Raw genomic sequence first — 19,093 nt, 5'->3', positions numbered from 1 at the left:
CGCCCTGACTGCGGCCGTCTGGCACAACGCCCAGACTGGCCGCCCCGTCATGCGCTCGCTGATCGCCTTCGATCACTGACCTTGGACTCATTCATCTAGGCCGTGTCTTTCGGATCACGCCGGGCGGTCGCCGCCGGGGCACGCACCTCGACGGCTTCTCGTCGGTCGCCGATGTCCCCCAGCCTGGCGGCTGGGAGGTGCCCCCACCGCATCTACTCCCTCCTCGGCACCGCCGATGCACGCACCCATGGGGGCACCTCCCGGCCGAAGGCTGGGGGAGCCGCCCGCTGATCCGACGTGAGCCGAAAGACACGGCCTAGCCGAACCGCGCCAGCTTCCGCTTCCCCGCCCGCTTCCACGCCTTCGGCAGGCGCTCCCGCGCCGACTCCGCCTCCGCCAACTGCCGGGCGTACAACACCCCGTAGCCGAAGGGTGCAGCGCTCGTGGCCGCCGCGCCCGCCAGGGCGGCGGCGGCCACGACCGCGTCCTGGTGCTCGCCCAGCACCTCCTGCACGGCCTTCATCCGCTCCGTGTAGCGCTCCGCCGCTCGCCCCACCGCCGGTGCCGCCGTCTCGCCCGCGTAGCGCGCCCGCTTCGCGGCCTTGCGGGCATCGTGCAGCGCCGCGTCCCGCTCCCGGCTCGGTGCCTCCAGGGCTGTCCGCATCCGCTTGCCGGTCCGCCGCTGCTCCCGCTCGGCGATCCGGGCCAACCCGGGGACGGCCGGCCGCTGCGCCCGGCGGCGCAGCGGAGGGTCGGCGAGCAGACGGCCGAGGGCGACGCCGAGGGCGCGGCGACGCGGACTGTCCAGTGCGGCCGTCACCTCGGGCCAGGCCCGCCGGTACTCCTCGCGCCCCCACCGCTCCAGGTCTGCGGCCACCCGCCCCGGCCCGCACACGGCGGGCAACTCGCGGGCCTGCCCGACCAGCCGCTCGGTGAGCACCTCCCGGTCCCGGGCCCGGCCGAGCGCGGCGGCCAGCCACCGGAGCTCGGCCACCAGGTCGTCGGTGGAACCGGGGGCGAGGTAGCGGCGGAAGGTCCGCAGAGCGCTGCGCAGCCGACGGCAGGCCACCCGCATCCGGTGCACCGCGTCGGGCTCATCCGCCCGTACGGCGTCATCGAGCCCGGCCAGCACCACGGCCTGCGCCTCGATGCGAGCCATCAGCACCTGCCCGACCGTGCTTCCTGCCCCGGCCATGCGCCTCACCACCTCACAGAGGTCGGCTTCCAGGCTAGGACGTGTCTTTCGGCTCACGCCAGGCCATCGCCCACCCACCGGCAGAACACGCACACCGGGCCCGAGCGGGAACGACCTCGGACGGCTCACGGCCCCCCACGGGTCGGCGCCCCCGGCAGCCGCCCGCCCCCGGACGCGCACCGCCGGCCGTACCCGGGGAGGTACGGCCGGCGGCCTGTCGGGCGGTGTCGCGGCAGTGCTCAGTCGCCGGGGGCGCTGAAGCGCTGCGCGTCGCCGCCGTTGCACTGGTACATCTGCAGCTGCCGCTGGTCGGTGGTGTCACCGTTCGGGATGTCCAGGCAGTACGACCACTGCGCGTTCCGCAGCTGGCCGTTCTCGTAGTACCACTGCTGCGGGAGGCTGCCGTTGCAGTCCCACAGCCACACCAGGGCGCCGGTCGAGGCGCCGTTGGCGTCGAGGCACTTGCCGAGGGCCTTCAGGGCGAGCCCGTCCCGGTTCCACCACTGGGCGTTGGTGTTGTTGCAGTGGTAGATCTGGACGGGCGTCCCGTTGCCCGTGCCGCTCGCGCGGACGTCCAGGCACTTGCCGTCCTTGCCGATCACCGGCCCGCCGGGCAGGCGGAAGAAGTTGACGTTGCCCCCCGAGCTGTTGAAGCGTCCGTAGAAGCCCCAGTTCGTCCATCCGCCGTCGCTGCGCAGCGTGAACGTGCCCTGGTCGAAGATCCAGAGGTTGTAGCGGATGCCGCTGCTGTGGGTGAGGATCGCGGAGGCCCGGATCGTGCTGAAGTTCATGGAGAACTGGGCGTCGGCGCGGACCAGGAGCAGGTTGTAGTGGCCGCCGGTCAGGTCGGCGCCGTGTGCCACGAAGCCCTGGACGAGTTGGTCCGGCGGAAAGATGAAGGACGGGTACTGGTCGAACAGGGACTGGATGGCGCCGCCCACCGAGATGTCGTCCTTGGTGATCTGGACGCCGGACGAGGCGAGCTGCGCGCGCGGCGCCGCGTGCGCGGGTGTGGACGGGGACGCGGGTGTGGACGGGGACGCGGACGGGTGAGCGGTGGGTGCGGCGAGCGGGATGCTGCCTTGGTCGCTCGCGGCGGCGATCGCGGGCAACGGTGCCCGGTCCGGTGACTGCGCGGCCGCGGCCGGCCCGAGGGCGAGGACGGTTCCCGCGGCGAGCAGCAGGGCGGAGCCCAGGAGGGTTCTCTTCATGGGGGTGCACCTAGGTTCGAAGTCGGTGGTGGGCCCGGCCGGGGCGGCCGGGCCGGTGCGAGCCCTCGTCAGGGGAGGGTGAAGTGCTGCGTGGCGGTGCCGTTGCAGGGGTACATCTGCAGCCGGTTGCCGTTGCCCAGGTTGCTGTTGGGGATGTCGAGGCAGTACTGCCACTTGGCGTTGCGCAGCGCGCCGTTGTCGTAGGACCACTGCTGCGGCGGGGAGCCGTTGCAGTCCCAGAGCTGGACCTTGTCGGTCCAGCCGCCGCCGGCCGCGTCGAGGCACTTGGTGACGCCGCTGATGCTGACCTTGAGCGCCTGCCCGTCGCGGTACCACCACTGCGGGTCGGTGGTGTTGCAGTCGTAGACCTGGATGGGGTTGCCGTTGCCCAGGCCGCCCTGCTGGTCGTCGACGCACTTGGCGTCGTTGGCGGCGCTCCTCATGCTGTCGCCGGGGGACTTGTAGAACGTGAGTTCGCCCGAGTTGGAGCTGTAGCGGCCGTAGAAGCCCCAGTTGCTCCACCCGCCGTCGCTGTGCAGGGTGAAGTGTCCCGAGTCGAAGATGAAGAGGCGGAAGAGCTGGCCGTCCTTGTACTTGATACGGCCGTCCCAGACGGTGTGCGCGAAGGAGGCGTCGAACTGGGCGTCGTCGGCGACCAGCATGATGTTGTAGTGGCCGCCGGTGCGTGCGGCGGTGTCGTTGACGACCGCCTGTACGAAGGATCCCCGGTCCGGCTTCTCCAGTGCCCTCTGGATGATGTCGATGAGCTTCTCGAAGATGTCGATGAGGGACGAGATGATGTCGGTCACCGGGTTGCCGACCCGTGGTTGGACGGCCTTCGGGGCCGGGCCCGCCTTGGAGTTCGGCTTCAGGTCCGAACTCAGCGGCGCCGGCGGCTGGAGCGGGACCTCCTGGTCCCCGGAGGCCAGGCGGGGCGGCGGGAGGTGCAGCGGTGCGGCGGGGGCGGGAGCCCCCTGCGTCGTGATGCGGGCGCCGGTGGTGTGCTCGTCGAGGGCGGGCGCGGCGAACGCCGTGCCGGCCGCCACGAGGAGGGCGCCGGCCACCAGCAGGGCGGTGGAGCCGAGGCGGTGTACTCGTGTCATGTCGTACCGGTTCTCCTTCCGGGAGGCCGGGCTGGTCCCGACCTCCCGGACAGGCTCCGGCAGTCCGATACACACCGCGTAGACGGCGCGTGTACACGACAGCTGAGCGGCCCCGGACGGAAGTCCGTCCGCGCATGTGCCGGTCAGCTCAGGGTCATCGGGCGAGCTGCGGCAGGACCTCGGCCGCGATCCAGTCCATCGCCTTTTCCATGTGTTCAGCCGCAATGGGCAGCCAGAGGGTGCAGACGGTGAGCCCCGCCTCAGCGAGCCGCCCGAGGGCGTCGGCCACGCTCGTCGCGGTGGGCGAGACACCGCCGAGAGGTTGTCCCGGAGCCTGAACGGCCGCGGGAATGCCGGGAGGCGTGAGGAATGCGGCCGAAGCGAGCGTCAGGCGGTCGGCATCCGCTGTGTCGGCAGCGAGCTCGCGCAGGCGGCGTCGCACGTCAGTGACTCCCGCAGGGTCGACGCCGGTGCCGTACCAGCCGTCGCCGTACCGCAGCGCACGGCGCAGAGCGGCATCACTGTGGCCGCCGACCCATACGGGCGGGCCGCCAGGAGTGACCGGGGGCACCCCCAGGCTTGCCGCACGCAGTCGCGTGAACGGCCCGTCGAAGTCAGCGGGCCGCCGTGCCCAGAGGGCTCTGACGGCCGCGAGGTGATCGTCGGTGCGCGCGCCCCGTTCGCGGACAGGCACGCCGAGGGCGTCGAACTCGTCCGGGTTCCATCCGACACCGACGCCCAGGACCAGACGGCCCGCGGACACGACATCCAGGGTGGCTGCCTGGTTCGCAAGGACCAGCGCCGGATAGTAGGGCGCGACGAGCACCGATGTCAGCAGCCGCAGGCGCGTCGTCACGCCGGCGATGGCGGACAGTAGGACGAGCGGGTCGGTGTCGAGGCCGAATCCGCTGTCCAGGAGGCGGTTGCCCACCGCCACGTGGTCGAAGCCGGCGCTCTCGGCATGGCCTGCGGCACGGAGCACGGCCGTTCCGTCGTCGAGCGGCCAGCGCGGTTGAAGGGAGACACCGAGGCGTAGATCAGGCATGGAGGGAGACCTTTCCGTGGCGGTCCGGTGGTGGTACGACGGTTGCCGTTCCGTCCTGCACCACCCCCAACTCCTTTGCGGCCTCGCTTCATCCGCCGAGGTGCGGCGGAACTCCTGTCAGCCGCTGCGCAACCCTGCACAGGTGGCGTGTGCCGGAAGGCCGAGGCGGCGGCCCTCCCCGGATGCCCGGATGCCCGGATGGCCGGTGGCCGGAGGTGGGCGGGCGGGTGGGACGTGGTCTCGTGCGGTGTGTAAGTGGCGTGGCATACTCCGGGGCGTGACGACGTCCAGCCATGTGATCAGGGGCCTGCGGGCAGCGGTGTTCACCGCGCTCGCGGTGCCGCTGTCCGCGTTGGGGCAGGTCGTGATCACGGGGCGTCCGTTGCCCGTGTCGTTGGTGGGGGTGGCGACTGTCGTCGTGTTCGTCCTCGCGGCCGCGCTGGCGGGTGGGGAGCGGCGGCTGTTGCACATCTCGGGTGTGATGGTGCCGGTCGAGTTGTTGCTGAACACCACGTTCAACCTGGGGCAGACGGGCTGTGGGCCGGTGCTGTCGGGGCAGGTGCCCTCGCGTGGGGTGAATCTGCTGGTGTGTGGCGGCGGGTCGATGGACGGGTCGTGGTTGGACGGGACGCTGGGGCATGCCGGGCAGTTGGCGCCGGCGGCCGCGCAGTTCCTGCTGCTGTTCGTGCACCTGGTGATCGCGCTGGCCGCCGCCTCGTGGTTGCGGTTGGGGGATGCCGCCCTGTCGGGGCTGGCGAGGGCGTTGCGGGCGCTGGGCGAGTCGTTGGCCCAGCCGCTGCGGGCGCTGGTGCTGCTGCTGGTCCCGGCTCCGGTTCGGCCGGTGTTGCGGGTGCCGCTGCCGGCGTCGGACCGGGTGCGGCCGCGTCATGCGGATGTGGTTCTGAGCCCTGCGCCGCGCCGGGGGCCGCCGGTTTTCGCGCCTGCCTGCTGACTCGAAGGACGAGCTCCAGCAGGTGGTGCGCCCGACTCCGCGTTGGTCCCCTTCCGGTCTTCCGCGCGCATCCGCGCGTCCACAGGAGTTGAATTCCCATGGCTCAGAACCAGCAGCACCAGCAGCACCAGCAGCACCAGCAGTCCAAGCGCGCCAGCACCCGTGAGCGGCTGCAGGAGCTGCACCGCGCCGAGCAGGCGGCCGCCAAGCGCCGTCAGCGGATCGTGGCGTCGGTGTCCGCCGTCGCCGTGATCGCCCTGATCGGCGGGGTGACGCTGGCGATCACCTCGGCGAAGAAGGACGAGAAGCCGTCGAGCAAGGCGAGGAGCACCGCCCTGGTCGTCCCGGCGAACGCGACCGGTGACGGCGGCACGGTGGTCACGTACGGCAAGGCGGACGCGCCTCACACGATGGAGGTGTACGAGGACTTCCGCTGCCCGGTGTGCAAGCACTTCGAGGCGGCGAACGGCGCCACCACCGCGAAGCTCACCGAGGACGGCCAGATCAAGGTCCAGTACCACCTGGCCGCGTTCCTGGACAAGAACCTGGGCGGCAACGGCTCCCACCTCGCCCTGGCCACCTCCGGTGCGGCGCTGAACGAGGGCGTGGACAAGTTCAAGGCGTTCCACGACGTGCTGTACGCCAACCAGCCGGACGAGCGGGAGGACGGCTTCGGGGACGTCAACCACCTCCTCGACCTCGCGGGCAAGGTGCCGGGGCTGAAGACGGACGCCTTCGTGAAGGCCGTCCAGGACGGCACCTACGAGCCGTGGGCGGACCAGGTGGCCGCGAAGTTCAACGACAGCGGGGTGACGGGCACCCCGACCGTGAAGGTGGACGGCAGGACGGTGAACCTGTTCACCGGCAACGCGGTGGTGAGCCCGGAGCAGTTCACCGAGGCGGTGAGGCAGGCCGCCGGCCTGCAGTAGGAGCGCGCGAAGCACGGCACGCACCACCGGCCCGGCCGACCTCCCGGCCGGGCCGGCCCCTCCCAGCTTCCGGAGTGAGCAGCCATGACCGCCGCCGCCACCGTGCCAACCCCGCCCTCCTCCCGTCCCGCTTCCGCGTCCTCCTCCCCCGCCGTCGGCGCGAGCCGGGCCCTGGCCCTGCTGGTGTTCCTCGGCGGGCTGGTCGGCCTGGCCGCCTCGGCGGTGCTGACCTTCGACAAGCTCCGCGTCCTGGAGAACCCGTCGTACGTCCCGAGCTGCAACATCAATCCGATCATCAGCTGCGGTTCGGTGATGCGCACCGACCAGGCGGAGGTGTTCGGCTTCCCGAACTCGCTCCTCGGCATCGCCGCGTTCGGCGCGCTGGCGGCGGTCGGGGCGGGCCTGCTGGCCGGCGGGGCGTACCGGCGCTGGTTCTGGCTGGGGCTGCAGGCGGGCACCACGCTGGGCCTGCTGGCGGTGCACTGGCTGATCGACCAGGCGCTGTACGACATCGGCGCGCTGTGCCCGTACTGCATGGTGGTGTGGGTGACGGTGGTGCTGCTGTTCTGGTACACCACGCTGCACAATCTGCGCACGGGCGTGATCCCGGTGGGCCCGCGCGGGGCGACGGTCGTCCGGGAGGCGGCGCGCTACCACTGGGCGCTGCCGGTGGTGTGGGTGACGGTGCTGGCACTGCTGGTCCTGAACCGGTTCTGGTTCTACTGGAGCACGCTGATCTGACGATGCGTCAAGAACAGGCGCTCAGCCAAAATCCAGGTCACCCGAAGACCGCTCGCCGGTAGGCGTTGCGCAGGTCGGTGAGCGGTTGGGTGGTCCGGTCGTAGTGCACCTTGTTGGTCAACAGGACGGCCCAGCGCCCGAGTCGGCGCGAGACCCAGAACCCGGTGCCGGTGAACCCGTAGTGGACGAAGGTGCCCTCGGCCGGATCCGTGCCGGGGGCGACCATCCAGGACAGGCCGCGTGCGGGTTCCAGTCCGCCGGTCTGCTCGCGCAGCGATTCGGCGGTCCAGTCCCCGCCCCAGCCGATCCCGGCGGGCGGGTCGAGCACGGCGGCCAGGAAGCGGCCGAGGTCCCGGCTGCTGGAGAAGGCCCCGGCGTTTCCGGAGACCCCGCCGAGGAGCCGGGCGGAGGGGTCGTGCACGACGCCGCGCAGGTAGCCGCCGGCGCGTTCCTCGTACTCGGTCGGCGCCGTTCGCCCCAACTCCCGTTCCGGCAGGGGCCCGTAGCGGGTGTCGGCCATGCCCAGCGGCCCCCAGGCCCAGCGGGCGGCGAGTTCGTCGAGCCCGGCGCCGCCGAGGTCCTCGACGACGTACGTGAGCAGCACGGCGGCCCGGTCGGTGTACTCCACGGCCTCCCCGGGCTCGCGGTGCAGTGGTGCGCCGAGCACCCCGGCGCGGATGGCGGCCGCCTCGGGGCCGTAGAGCTTCTCGAAGCGGGTGAACGGGAGCATCCCGGCGGTGTGGGTGAGGAGTTGACGGACCGTCACCCCGCCGACGCGCCGCCCGCCGGCGGGAGCCCACCAGCGCCCGAGCGGTTCGTCGAGCGGCAGCAGGCCCTCCTGCCAGAGCACCCCGGCGCAGGGCCAGAGCGCGACGACCTTGGTGAGGCTGGCGAGGTCGTAGAGCGTGTCCGGCCCGGGCGCGAGCCGGGCGTACGGGCCCTGCCCGAGTGCGCCGTGGCTGCCGCCGCCGAGCGGGCCGGCGGCGTCGCCGACCGCCCAGACGGCTCCGGCGCCGACGGTGCGCACGCCCTCGCGCACCAGCCGGTCCAGTTCCCCTCCGGGCCGGGCCAGTTCGGGCAGAGCCCGTTCGGGCGGGGCCAGTTGGGGCAGGCCCAGTTCGGGAAGCCGGCCGGCGCCGGGCTCGTGCTCGTCCATCCGTCACCCCCTCGGGCTGACGGGAACCTACCCGGCGCGGCGGCCGCTCAGACTGACACGTCTCGGACAACCGCCGCCGGGTCGAGTTCCTTGCCGAGGCAGATGCTCAGCGGGTGGTCCTTGTAGATGCCGAACTTGCGGATCGCGACGTACCCCTCGGAGCCGTAGAGCGCGACGGCCTCGGGCTGCTCGGTGCCGGTCTCCAGGATGAACCGGGTACGGCCGGCCTCGACGGCGGTGCGCTCCAGGCGGCGCAGCACCGCGCGGGCCAGGCCCCGGCCCCGCGCGTCGGGGACGACGAACATCCGCTTGACCTCGGCGTCGCCGTCGCGCACGCCGTCCGGTCCGGCCTGCTTGGCCCGCCAGCCGCCGCAGGCGACCGGCCGGCCGTCCAGGTAGGCGATCATGAACAGACCGGCCGGCGCCGTGAAGTCCTCGGAGCGGATCTCGGTCTCGTCGGGGCTGCCGTAGCGGCGCACGTACTCCTGCTGCACCTCCTGGGCGAGGGCCTGCGCGTCGGGGTGGCCGAAGCCGGTGACGCGGTACTCGACGGTGCCGGCGGTCTTGGTGTCCATGGTCGAAAAGCCTACGACCCGCGGCTACCTGCCTTCGAAGCGGGCGACGAGGTGCTCCTTGCCGAACATCCGGGCCGTGTCCAGCGCGTTCGGGGTGCCCGCGGTCGGGTCGGCGCCACCGGCGAGGAGGGCCTCGAGGACGTCGTCGGCGCCCTTGAAGACGGCGCCGGCGAGCGGGGTCTGGCCACGGTCGTTGGCCCGGTTGGGGTCGGCGCCGCGCTCGAGCAGGGTGGCGACGGCGGCGGCGTGACCGTGGTAGGCGGCGAGCATGAGCAGGTCGTCGCCGCGGTCGTTGGTGAGGCCGACCGGGGCGCCCGCGTCCAGGTAGGCGGCCAGGGCGGCGTCGTCCCCGGTGCGGGCGGCGTCGAAGAGCTTCCCAGCGAGGGCGATCACATCAGCGTCGGGGGCGTCGGTCATGGAGATCGGCCTTTCCTTCGTCGGTCGAATCGAATCGTGCGATACGGGTGGTGCGGTACGAGTAGGGCGGTACGGCTGAGGCGGTACGACACGCGGCCGCACCGGTTGCGCGGCCATTAGAGCGAACTTACCGACCCCCCGGGAAGCTTCCCGCCCATCCGCCGGGAATGCCTCGCCGCGCCACTGCCGCACGGAATCCGGGCGGCGCACGGCCACCGCTTCGACCGGTTCGCATACCTCCGTCCGGCGTCCGTGGCGGTATTGAACGGCAGAACCACCCATTTGCCCCGTTCCATCATCTATTACTTTTTGTCACGATTAGTGCACTTTCCGTGACACTGCCCTGTCCCCCTCCCCGAGGAGCAGAACGTGATCCTCTCCATTTCCGGCATCGTCCTGTTCGGCACCATCGCCTTTCTGTTCTTCCGCAGGGACGGACTGAAGGTCTCCCACGCCATCGTCTGCGCCCTGCTCGGCTTCTACGTCGCCGGCTCCTCGATCGCCCCGAGCATCACCGCGGGCGGCGCCAGCCTCGCCAGCCTGCTCAGCGGCCTCAAGTTCTAGCGGCCCGAACACTCGAAAGCCCCCGCACGGGCCCGGGCGCGGATTCCCACCGCCCCGGGCTCCGTCGTACGGCCGAACCAGCCGCCGCCCCTCCCACCGACCGTCCCACCACCCGTCCCACCAGCCCGGGGAGTCACGCCATGCCGCTCCACCGCCATCTCGTCAAGGGCCGCGAGATCGCCCGAACCGCCGGGGACCACGCCTCCGACATGTTCGCCCCGCTCACCGTGATCAGCCGGGGTCTGCGCCACCACAGCGCCTGGGCCAGGGACCGCTGGCAGGCCACCCCGAAGGAGCGCCGCGGCCCCACGCTGTTTCTCACCGCCGCGATGGCGGTCGGCATCTACCTGCTGCCCCACGGCCTGCTGTTCGCCCTGATCGCCCTGATGGCCAGCGCCGCCTGGGCCGGCCGGGCCCCCAAGGCGGCCCCCGCCGCACCCGCGCCGGACGTCGCCGACGTCAAGCTGAGCGCGCTCTACGCGGCGCTGACCCCGTACCTGTGCGGGCCCGAGGACGCCAACCCGATGTACCACTTCGAGGGCGACTACAAGGACGCCTTCGGCTCCTGGGAGTTCGACGCCGAGGGCCGCCTCGCCCGGCTGGAGCTGGTCTACCCGGCCTACTTCACCGACACCGAGCCGGCCGCCCGCGCCCGGATCGAGCAGGTCGTCCAGGGCAAGGCCGGCCGCGCCCGGGAGTACCGCTTCGACTGGGACGAGGAGTCCAACCGGCTGCGGATCACCGCGCTGACGCCGCTGCCCACCGACATCACCGCCCAGCGCTTCGTCGCCGCCCCCGGCGAGATCGTGCTGGGCTTCACCGACGGGGACGGCAGCGCCCGGACGATCCCGGTGCACCAGGGCAGCGCCCCCGTGCAACAGCCGCCCGTGGTCTGGCGCACCGGCCCGCGCTCCTCCGAACCGCACCTGCTGGCCCTCGGCGCCACCGGCTACGGCACCTCCAGCCTGGTGCGCTCCGTCGCCCTCCAGGCCCTGCCCTACGCCGACCTGGTGGTGGTCGACGGCGCCGGCACCGGGGAGCACGCCTGCCTGGTCAACCGCCCGGGCGTGCACACCGTGGAGACCAGCCTGCACGGCGCGCTGGCCGCCCTGGAGTGGGCCGCCAACGAGACGGACCGCCGCCTCGCCGCGCTCAACGCCGCCCGGCACGCCGGCGCCGCCCCGCCGGAGGACGTCACCCGGCCGCTGTGGCTGCTGCTCGACCACCCGACCGAGCTGAGCGAGCTGGCCCGGGCCGAGGGCCGCCCGGACCCGCAGGACCTGCTGGAGCTGCCGCTGCGCCACGGCCGGGCCGCCCGGGTGACGGTGGTGATCGCCGACGACGTCGCCGCCCACGACCGCCTCACCCCGACCGTCCTCGCCACCACCCGGGCGCGGGTGCTGCTCGGCCCCACCCGCCCCGAGGAGGCGTACGCCGCACTGGGCGCACCCCTGGACATCGTGCCCGCCGCCCACGCGCCCGTCGGCCGCGGCTACGCCCGGATCGGCAACGCCGCGCCCGTCCGGCTCCAGGTGCCGGCCACCGTCGACCCGCTGGACGAGGACGCCCCGGCCTCGCTGCGGAACGCGGTGATCGCCCTGCTGCCGCACCGCGACACCCGTACGGAGGCCGCGGCCGGGGTCGGGGCGCCGCCGCGCCCGGAGCACCCGCCGGTCGTGCCGGTCGCTCCGGTCGTGCCGGTCGTTCTGGCCAAGGATGAACCGATGATCCGCTCCCGCCCGATCTCCTGAATGCCGCCGCGGAGCCCCGTGGAACCCCATGGAGCCCCGCGGAGGCGGACGATTCGGGGGCGACGAATACCGTCGGAACCCGTCCCGGTACGCTCGTCACAGAAAGTTCGCACGATCACCAGATGTGAAACAGGTGACACCTTGGGTGATATCCCCGGCCAGATGTGACAAATCGGGCGCCGATGGGTACAAACAGGGGCGGCACAACAGACGACGCATGTCCCGGGACGGGAATCTTCGTCGGAAGCCGAGCGTTGACCGAACGACGAAGAACAGCGACCACTAGTCCTGTGGGCCATAAGCCCGGGAGGCACGATTCATGAGCGAGCGAGCTCTCCGCGGCACGCGACTCGGGGCCACCAGCTACGAGACCGACCGTGGCATTGACCTGGCGCCCCGCCAGACCGTCGAGTACGCGTGTCAGAACGGACACCGTTTCGAGGTTCCCTTCTCGGTCGAGGCCGAGATCCCCGCAACCTGGGAATGCCGATTCTGCGGCCAGGAGGCCGCGCTTCTCGACGGCGACGAGCCGGAGGAGAAGAAGACCAAGCCGACGCGAACCCATTGGGACATGCTGATGGAGCGCCGGACCAGGGAGGAGCTGGAGGAGGTGCTGGCCGAGCGGCTGGCCGTTCTCCGCTCCGGTGGGATGAACCTCGCGGTACACCCGCGAGACACCCGTAAGAGCGCCTGACCGAGCCCCCGCCCCGCGCGGGAGCACACACGAAAAGGGACCCTGGTCACCAGGGTCCCTTTCGCGTTCCACGCGTGGTTCTCCGAGCATCCGAGGCTCCGAGTAGCCGGGGCTCCGAGTAAGCCGAGGATCAGCCGGAGATCGGCGGACGGTAGCCCGTGTCCGGGCCCTGAGAGCCCTGAGAGCCCTGCGCGCCGCGCGGGCCCGCCTCGGGGTCGACGACCTCGCCCTGGACGACCTTGCCGTCCGGGCGGTGGATGCGCAGCTGCTCCTGCAGCCGCATCGCGTCCGCGAACGGGTCGGCGCCGACCGGGCCCGCGCTGCGCAGCGCCTTGGCCGCCGCCTTGCGCCCGGCGGCCCGCCACAGGGCCCGGGTGGGCGGGAACAGCAGGGTCAGCGCGACGAGGTCGGACAGGAAGCCGGGCACGATCAGCAGCAGCCCGGCCAGCACGGTCAGGCTGGTGCCGGTCTGCGGCTGCTGCGACTGCGGGTTCCTGCTCTGCTCGATGGCCGCCGACAGCGCCTTGACCCCGGCGCGCTTGATCAGCGAGCCGCCGAGCAGCGCGCCGGCGATGAGCAGCAGCAGGACGGTGAAGCCGCCCAGCCAGGAGCCCACCTGGACCAGCAGCCAGATCTCCAGCACCAGCCAGGCGGTGAGCAGCAGCGGCAGCACGCGCCGGAGGCGGCTGCGCGGGACCGGACGGGTGGGGGTGTCTTGCTGGGTCACGGTACGAATCCACTCCAGGCGGTGCTCGGCGCGCCGCACGGGAGGTCCGGGCCGGCTACGGCACCACCTGGTCCAACGATTCCGGCTCGGCGGGTGTTCCGCTCCTCGGGCGGCGGCGGCCGAGGGCCACGGCGGCGGCGCAGGCCAGCAGGCCCCCGAGGGCCAGGGTCCACTCCGGGAGGGCGCCGACGCGGTCGGCCACGGTGGTGCCGTCGCGCAGCGGGACGGTGGCGGAGAGCTCCTCGGCGGTCAGCTCCTGGGTGCGCTGCTGGACGGTGCCGTCCGGGGCGATGACGGCGCTGATGCCGCTGGTGGCGGCGATCAGCACGGCGCGGCCGTGCTCGACGGCGCGCAGGCGGCTCATGGCGAGCTGCTGCTCGGGCTGGCCGGTCTTCGCGTAGGTGGCGTTGTTGGTCTGGACGACGAGGATGCGGGCGCCGTCGTCGACGGTGTCGCGGACGATCTCGTCGTAGGCGACCTCGAAGCAGATGACGTCGCCGATCTTCGCCGGGCCGAGCTGCATGACGCCGTTGTGGTCGCCGGGGTAGAAGTCGCGGGCGACGCGCTGGAGGCGGGTGACGACCTTCATCAGCTGGGCGCGGAAGGGCACGTACTCGCCGAAGGGGACGGGGTGCTGCTTGGTGTAGGAGGCGCCGGGGCCGGTGACCGGGTCCCAGACGATGCCCTCGTTCTGGACGTGCTGCGCGTCCGGGCCGTCCACCAGGGTGCCGACGAGGGTGGGCACGCCGATGGCCTTGACGGCCTCGTCGATGCGCTGCCGGGCGAGCGGGTCGCTGAAGGGGTCGAGGTCGGAGGAGTTCTCGGGCCAGATGACGATGTCGGGCCGGGGGACCTCGCCGCCGCGGACGTCCAGGGCGAGGCGCTCGGTGGCGGCGGCGTGGTTGTTGAGGACCATCATCGGGCGGCCGAGGAAGTCCATGCCCGGGTTGGGCACGTTGCCCTGGACGATGGCGACCTTGACGGTGTCGGTGGCGCCGGTCGGCACGGGCACGGCGTAGCCGGCGACCATCGCGGCCACGGCGCCGAGCGCCGCGAGCGCGGCGGCCTTCGGGGCCCGCCCCGGGCCGCGCAGGCGCAGGACGGCCCAGGCGAGCAGCGTGCCGGACAGGGCGACGGCGAAGGTCACCAGGGGGGCGCCGCCGAGCGCGGCCAGCGGGGTGTACGGGGTGGCGGTGTTGGCGAAGGCCAGCCGGCCCCAGGGGAAGCCGCCCAGCGGCAGCCGGTCGCGGGCCCACTCCTGGGTGACCCAGAGGCAGGCCGCCCACAGCGGCCACCCGCGCAGCCGGGAGGTGCCGGCCAGGGCGCCGCCGAGCGCGGCCAGGAACAGCGCCTCGACCACGGACAGGCCGACGGTGGCGTCCCAGCCGACCACCCGCAGCCAGCTGAGCAGCATCAGGAAGAACGGCAGGCCGAAGGCGAAGCCCGTCCAGGCGCCCTGGCGGACGGTGCGGCCGCGGGTGAGCAGCGACAGCGCGGCGACGCCGAGCAGGGAGAGCGGCCACAGGTCGTACGGCGGGAAGGCGAGTGCGAGCAGCAGCCCGGCCACGACGGCCAGGCCCGTCCGGGGCAGCCCGGCGCGGACCTTGGCGAGCACGCGGGTCAGCAGGCCGGGGCGCGGCGCCTGCTTCTGCGGCTCGGCGGCGGCTCCCGGCCGCTCCTGCGTGACGGGCATGGCCACCGGCACACCATCTTCCTGAAACGTGCTTGTTCGGACGCTGTCGGAAGAAGGTACCCCGGAACGTCGGGGACGGCAGAGGCGAGGGTGGCGGCGCCGCCACCCTCGCCCGTCACACCGGATTCACCGCCGGTGCACCGTGCGGCCGCGCACGACGGTGCGCAGGCAGACGGGGAGGTCGTGGCCGGGGGTGAGGTCGGGCAGGCCGGGGGTGCCGGAGCGGGGGTCGGTGGACCAGCCGGCGACGCGGGAGTCGGGGGCCTGGACGACCAGTTCGTCGGCGGCCCAGATCGCGTAGCTGGCGACGGCGCCGGGCACCAGGACGCCGTCCTGGTCGCGGCCGATGGCGCGCCAGCCGCCGCGGGTGTGGGCGGTGAAGGCGGCGCGCACCGAGATGCGGTGCTCGAGGGTGCGGTGGAAGGCGGCGGCCCGGACGGTGCCCCAGGGGTCGAGCGGGGTGACGGGGGCGTCCGAGCCGAAGGCCAGCGGGACGCCGGCGCGCAGCAGGGCCGCGTACGGGTTGAGGGCTGCGGCGCGCTCGGCGCCCAGGCGCTGGACGTACATGCCGTCGGGGCCGCCCCAGGCGGCGTCGAAGGCGGGCTGGACGGAGGCGGTGAGGCCGAGTTCGGCGAAGGCGGCGATGCTCTTGTCGTCCAGGGCTTCGGCGTGCTCGACGCGGTGGCGCAGGGCCTTGACCCGGTCGGTGCCGACCCGCTCGCCGGCGGCGCGCACGCCCTCGACGACGGCGTTGACGGCGGCGTCGCCGATGGCGTGGAAGCCGGCCTGGAGCCCGGCCTCGGTGCAGGCGGCGACGTGGTCGGCGATCTGCTCGGCGCTCAGGTAGGCGGTGCCGGTGTGGTCGGCGTCGGCGTAGGGGGTGTGCAGGCAGGCGGTGCGGGAGCCGAGGGCGCCGTCCGCGAAGAGGTCTCCGCCCGCGCCGAGGGCGCCGAGTCGGCGGGCGGTGTCGATGCCGCCCAACTCGCCCCAGTAGCCGAAGACTTCGGGGCCCTCGCCCTCGGCGGCGAGGGCGAGCAGGGCGGCGAGGTCCTGCTCGGAGGAGATCTCGGGGCCGGCGCACTCGTGCAGGGCGCCGATGCCGAGTTCGGCGGCGCGGGCCAGGGTGGCGCGCTGGGCGCGGCGGCGCTGCTCGGGGGTGAGGTGGGCGAGGGCGGTCTGCCGGACGGCGTGGTGGGCGTCCTTGGTGAGCGGGCCCTCGGCGTCGTGGCCGGGGCGCTCGGCGAGGCCCTCGGTGAGGGCGCGCAGGGCGGTGGTGGCCAGCGCGGAGTGCACGTCGGTGCGGGAGAGGTAGAGCGCGGCGCCGCGGGCGGCGGCGTCGAGTTCGGCGAGCGTGGGCGGTCGGCCCTCGGGCCAGGCGGTCTCGTCCCAGCCGTGGCCGATCAGGACGCCGCCGCTCTCCCGGCCCTCGGACCGCGCGTCGACGAAGGCGGTGACGGCGGCCAGGGCGGCGGCGAGCGAGGGGGTGCCGGTGAGGTCGAGGCCCGTGAGCGCCAGTCCGGTGGAGGTGGCGTGCACGTGGGCGTCGACGAAGGCGGGGGTGACCAGGGCGCCGTCCAGCTCGACGATCTCGTCGACGGTCGCCGCGTACGCCTCGGCGGCGCCGTCGCTGCCGACCCAGGCGACGTGCTCGCCCTCGACGAGCATCGCGGTGGCGAAGGGGTCGGCGGGGCTGTAGACGGCGCCGCCGCGCAGCAGGACGGTCCGGAAGGTGCGTTCGGTCATGGGCCTAAGTCTGCACCTCGCCCGATCGTGGTCAGAGCTTCGGGGGTCGGGCCTCGTAAGGAGTGGAGAGGACGACGGTGGTGCGGGTGGAGACGCCGGCGGCGCTGCGGATGCGGGCGAGGAGGTCCTCCAGGTCGCCGGGGGCGCCGACGCGAACCTTGAGGATGTAGTTCTCGTCGCCGGCGACGCTGTGACAGGCTTCGATCTCGGGCAGGCCGGCCAGTCTCTCCGGGGTGTCGTCCGGGGCGCTGGGGTCGAAGGGCTTGACCGAGATGAACGCGGTCAGCGCCAGGTCGACGGCGTCCGGGTCGATGATCGCGGTGTAGCCGCGGATCACCCCGCGCTGTTCGAGGCGGCGTACCCGCTGGTGCACCGCCGAGGTGGACAGGCCCGTGGCCTTGCCCAGGTCCGTGTAGCTCATCCGGCCGTCCTCTACGAGCAGCTGGACGATGCGTTGGTCGAGATCCTCCACAGCGGTCAACCTACCCGCTCGGGCGCACGGGGGGCGCACGAGGTGGCACCCCGTACCCCTGCAGGTGCCTGCGGGGCACATGCCGGGTGAACATGGCGGGTGATGTGGCCAAGGACACACCGCGTGCATCACAGTGCGCCGCACCGCAGGATTATGAGTCCTGGCCGGAGGGAAGTGCTGGTTGTGGCCCTGGACGACCACGTCGGGCCCGATCCTAGGGGGATCTTCATGCCTGCTACTGACCAGCCTGCGCTGGACGCCGACGAGACCGACGATATGACCGGTCGCGAGGGTCTCGCGGCCGACCTCCCGCCGGGCTCCGGCCCCGGCGAGGCCGAGACCTGGGACAGCTTCCGGGTCAACTGCCCCGAGTGCCGCCGCCCGATCGCCCTGGTGGCCGACGAGGAGCGACTTCCGCAGCACGCACTGCTGCCGACCGCCTGGAACCCCTTCGCCCCCGCGATCTGCCCCGGCTCGGGCACGCTGACGGACGACCTGGCCGAGGTCGAGACCCCCGAGGAGACCGGCCCGGCCGGTTTCGGCGCCCTGTTCGGGATGCCGGGCGAACTCGACTGGCGCACCCAGCCGTTCTCGCACGCCGTGCTGCACCGGCCGGTGCGCGCCGCAGCCGCCCCGGAGTCCCCCGTGAAGGCGGCCCCGCTGGCCCAGGTCGCGCCGCTGCGCTCCGTACCGGAGCAGCGCCGCCGCATGGCGCGGGCCAGCTGACGGGACGTCAGAAGTGAACCGCCGGCCGTCACTCCGCACCCTGGAGTGACGGCCGGCGGCCGTACGGGGTGAGGGCTGTCAGCCCTTGGTGAGGTGGCGCCCGATGACCAGGCGCTGGATCTGGTTGGTGCCCTCGACGATCTGCAGGACCTTGGCCTCGCGCATGTAGCGCTCGGCCGGGAAGTCCTGGGTGTACCCGTAGCCGCCGAGCACCTGGACGGCGTCGGTGGTCACCCGCATCACCGTGTCGGTGCAGAACAGCTTGGCCATCGCCGCCTCCTTGGAGAACGGCAGGCCCGCGTCGCGCAGCCGCGCGGCGGACAGGTAGAGCGCGCGCCCGGCCTCGATCTGGGTGGCCATGTCGGCGAGCAGGAACGACAGCCCCTGGAAGTCGGCGATCGCCCGGCCGAACTGCTTGCGGGTGCGGGCGTAGTCCACGGCGAGGTCCAGCGCGGCCTGGGCGACGCCGATCGCGCAGGCGGCGATGCCGAGGCGGCCGGAGTCCAGCGCGGCGAGCGCGATCTGGAAGCCCTGGCCCTCCTCGCCGATCAGCCGGTCGCGGGAGACCCGGGCGCCGTCGAAGTGCAGCTGGGCGGTGGGCGAGGAGCGCATGCCCATCTTGTGCTCCGGCGGGGCGGCGGAGAGCCCCTCGGTGACGCCGGGCACCAGCAGGCAGCTGATGCCCTTGGGGCCCTCGGCGCCGGTGCGCACCAGGGCGCTGTAGAAGTCCGCCTGGCCGCCGTGGGTGATCCACGCCTTGGTGCCGTTGACGACGTACGTCTCGCCGTCGAGGTCGGCGCGGGTGCGCAGCGCGGCCGCGTCCGAGCCGGACTGCGGCTCGGAGAGGCAGTAGGCGCCGAGCTGCTCGCCGGACAGCATGGCGGGCAGCCACTTCTCACGCTGCTCCTCGCTGCCGAAGGTGGCCAGCGCGTGGCAGGAGAGGGTGTGGACGCTGACGCCGAGGCCGACCGCGAGCCAGCCGGAGGCGAGCTCCTCCAGCACCTGGAGGTACACCTCGTACGGCTGGGCGCCGCCGCCGTACTTCTCGTCGTACGGCAGGGAGAGCAGGCCCGCCTCGCCGAGGGTGCGGAAGACCTCCCGGGGGAAGCGGCCCGCGTCCTCGTCCTGCGCCGCGCGCGGCCGCAGCTCGCGCTGGACCAGCTCCCGGGTGAGGCTCAGCAGCTCACGGGCCTCCTCGCTGGGCAGCTGGCGCTCCACGGCTTTCGCAGGAGAGGGGGTCATGGCGGTGGTCGCCTCCTCGATCGGGCACCGGGCCGGGGTTTCGGCTGGTCCGGCGCGGGTGTGGCGGGGTCGGCCCGACCGGGCACCGGGTTGCGGTGAACGGCCGTTCACAGGCGTGGCGAAGGCGAGTATGCCCGAATCCCGGCCCGGCGTCACG

Annotated in this window: 19 protein-coding genes; 7 read left to right on the top strand and 12 right to left on the bottom strand. The window is 73.1% G+C overall.

Annotated elements, in window-relative coordinates:
* Positions 1–316: 316 nt before the first annotated feature.
* From IH61_RS0119250 to IH61_RS0119235, 4 genes are all read right to left on the bottom strand, one after another.
* Positions 317–1,195: a CHAD domain-containing protein gene (locus IH61_RS0119250; protein ID WP_078911232.1), complete on the bottom strand. Its 879-nt coding sequence runs from the start codon at positions 1,193–1,195 to the stop codon at positions 317–319.
* Between the two features lie 239 nt (positions 1,196–1,434).
* A complete protein-coding gene (locus tag IH61_RS43005) occupies positions 1,435–2,406 on the bottom strand; it encodes an RICIN domain-containing protein (protein ID WP_031071374.1) in 972 nt (323 codons plus the stop codon).
* Between the two features lie 68 nt (positions 2,407–2,474).
* The gene (locus tag IH61_RS0119240; RefSeq protein WP_031071372.1) at positions 2,475–3,509 is read right to left on the bottom strand and encodes a ricin-type beta-trefoil lectin domain protein; all 1,035 of its coding nucleotides are present in this window, start codon (positions 3,507–3,509) and stop codon (positions 2,475–2,477) included.
* 154 nt (positions 3,510–3,663) lie between these two features.
* Complete coding sequence (locus IH61_RS0119235; protein WP_031071370.1) at positions 3,664–4,554, bottom strand: TIGR03619 family F420-dependent LLM class oxidoreductase; 891 nt, start codon at positions 4,552–4,554, stop codon at positions 3,664–3,666.
* Positions 4,555–4,831: 277 nt separating this feature from the next.
* Between IH61_RS0119235 and IH61_RS0119230 the strand changes: the two genes are divergently transcribed.
* The 3 genes from IH61_RS0119230 (at position 4,832) to IH61_RS0119220 (ending at position 7,176) form a co-directional block, all read left to right on the top strand.
* Positions 4,832–5,506, top strand: a complete 675-nt coding sequence (locus IH61_RS0119230; protein WP_031071368.1) for a hypothetical protein — start codon at positions 4,832–4,834, stop codon at positions 5,504–5,506.
* A 98-nt stretch (positions 5,507–5,604) separates the two neighbouring features.
* Positions 5,605–6,435 carry a thioredoxin domain-containing protein gene (locus IH61_RS0119225; RefSeq protein ID WP_031071366.1) on the top strand — a complete coding sequence of 277 codons (831 nt, stop codon included), beginning with the start codon at positions 5,605–5,607 and terminating at the stop codon, positions 6,433–6,435.
* Between the two features lie 84 nt (positions 6,436–6,519).
* Positions 6,520–7,176, top strand: coding sequence for a vitamin K epoxide reductase family protein (locus IH61_RS0119220; RefSeq protein ID WP_031071360.1), 657 nt, complete (start codon positions 6,520–6,522; stop codon positions 7,174–7,176).
* A gap of 37 nt (positions 7,177–7,213) precedes the next feature.
* Here the strand turns inward: IH61_RS0119220 and IH61_RS0119215 are convergent, their stop codons facing one another.
* Genes IH61_RS0119215 through IH61_RS0119205 form a run of 3 tightly spaced genes read right to left on the bottom strand, consistent with a single transcriptional unit; the run spans position 7,214 to position 9,324 of the window.
* Positions 7,214–8,332 (bottom strand): serine hydrolase domain-containing protein, encoded by a 1,119-nt coding sequence (locus IH61_RS0119215; RefSeq protein ID WP_078911231.1) that lies wholly within the window; start codon positions 8,330–8,332, stop codon positions 7,214–7,216.
* Between the two features lie 47 nt (positions 8,333–8,379).
* A complete protein-coding gene (locus IH61_RS0119210; protein WP_051837439.1) occupies positions 8,380–8,907 on the bottom strand; it encodes a GNAT family N-acetyltransferase in 528 nt (175 codons plus the stop codon).
* 24 nt (positions 8,908–8,931) lie between these two features.
* Positions 8,932–9,324, bottom strand: coding sequence for an ankyrin repeat domain-containing protein (locus IH61_RS0119205; protein ID WP_031071354.1), 393 nt, complete (start codon positions 9,322–9,324; stop codon positions 8,932–8,934).
* 369 nt (positions 9,325–9,693) lie between these two features.
* On the opposite strand from IH61_RS0119205, the gene IH61_RS0119200 reads away from it, so the two are divergent.
* The 3 genes from IH61_RS0119200 (at position 9,694) to IH61_RS0119190 (ending at position 12,333) form a co-directional block, all read left to right on the top strand.
* Positions 9,694–9,888, top strand: a complete 195-nt coding sequence (locus IH61_RS0119200; RefSeq protein ID WP_031071352.1) for a hypothetical protein — start codon at positions 9,694–9,696, stop codon at positions 9,886–9,888.
* Positions 9,889–10,028: 140 nt separating this feature from the next.
* Positions 10,029–11,639: a hypothetical protein gene (locus IH61_RS0119195; protein ID WP_078911230.1), complete on the top strand. Its 1,611-nt coding sequence runs from the start codon at positions 10,029–10,031 to the stop codon at positions 11,637–11,639.
* A gap of 319 nt (positions 11,640–11,958) precedes the next feature.
* Positions 11,959–12,333: an RNA polymerase-binding protein RbpA gene (locus IH61_RS0119190; protein ID WP_031071348.1), complete on the top strand. Its 375-nt coding sequence runs from the start codon at positions 11,959–11,961 to the stop codon at positions 12,331–12,333.
* A gap of 130 nt (positions 12,334–12,463) precedes the next feature.
* Here IH61_RS0119190 and fxsA read toward each other — a convergent pair whose 3' ends face one another.
* From fxsA to IH61_RS0119170, 4 genes are all read right to left on the bottom strand, one after another.
* Positions 12,464–13,060 carry an FxsA family membrane protein gene (gene fxsA, locus IH61_RS0119185; RefSeq protein WP_031071347.1) on the bottom strand — a complete coding sequence of 199 codons (597 nt, stop codon included), beginning with the start codon at positions 13,058–13,060 and terminating at the stop codon, positions 12,464–12,466.
* Positions 13,061–13,115: 55 nt separating this feature from the next.
* Positions 13,116–14,753: an apolipoprotein N-acyltransferase gene (gene lnt / locus IH61_RS0119180; protein ID WP_051837446.1), complete on the bottom strand. Its 1,638-nt coding sequence runs from the start codon at positions 14,751–14,753 to the stop codon at positions 13,116–13,118.
* A 126-nt stretch (positions 14,754–14,879) separates the two neighbouring features.
* The gene (locus tag IH61_RS0119175; RefSeq protein ID WP_031071342.1) at positions 14,880–16,496 is read right to left on the bottom strand and encodes an amidohydrolase; all 1,617 of its coding nucleotides are present in this window, start codon (positions 16,494–16,496) and stop codon (positions 14,880–14,882) included.
* 31 nt (positions 16,497–16,527) lie between these two features.
* A complete protein-coding gene (locus IH61_RS0119170) occupies positions 16,528–16,968 on the bottom strand; it encodes an Lrp/AsnC family transcriptional regulator (RefSeq protein ID WP_031071340.1) in 441 nt (146 codons plus the stop codon).
* Positions 16,969–17,196: 228 nt separating this feature from the next.
* Between IH61_RS0119170 and IH61_RS47770 the strand changes: the two genes are divergently transcribed.
* Entirely contained in the window at positions 17,197–17,694 is a 498-nt protein-coding gene (locus IH61_RS47770) for a hypothetical protein (protein WP_199823352.1), read from the top strand.
* A 78-nt stretch (positions 17,695–17,772) separates the two neighbouring features.
* Here the strand turns inward: IH61_RS47770 and IH61_RS0119160 are convergent, their stop codons facing one another.
* Positions 17,773–18,936, bottom strand: a complete 1,164-nt coding sequence (locus tag IH61_RS0119160; RefSeq protein ID WP_031071336.1) for an acyl-CoA dehydrogenase family protein — start codon at positions 18,934–18,936, stop codon at positions 17,773–17,775.
* Positions 18,937–19,093: the final 157 nt, after the last annotated feature.

The sequence above is a fragment of the Streptomyces sp. NRRL WC-3742 genome, assembly GCF_000720635.1.
GTDB lineage: Bacteria > Actinomycetota > Actinomycetes > Streptomycetales > Streptomycetaceae > Kitasatospora.
This window is presented reverse-complemented; position numbering and strand designations above follow the sequence as displayed.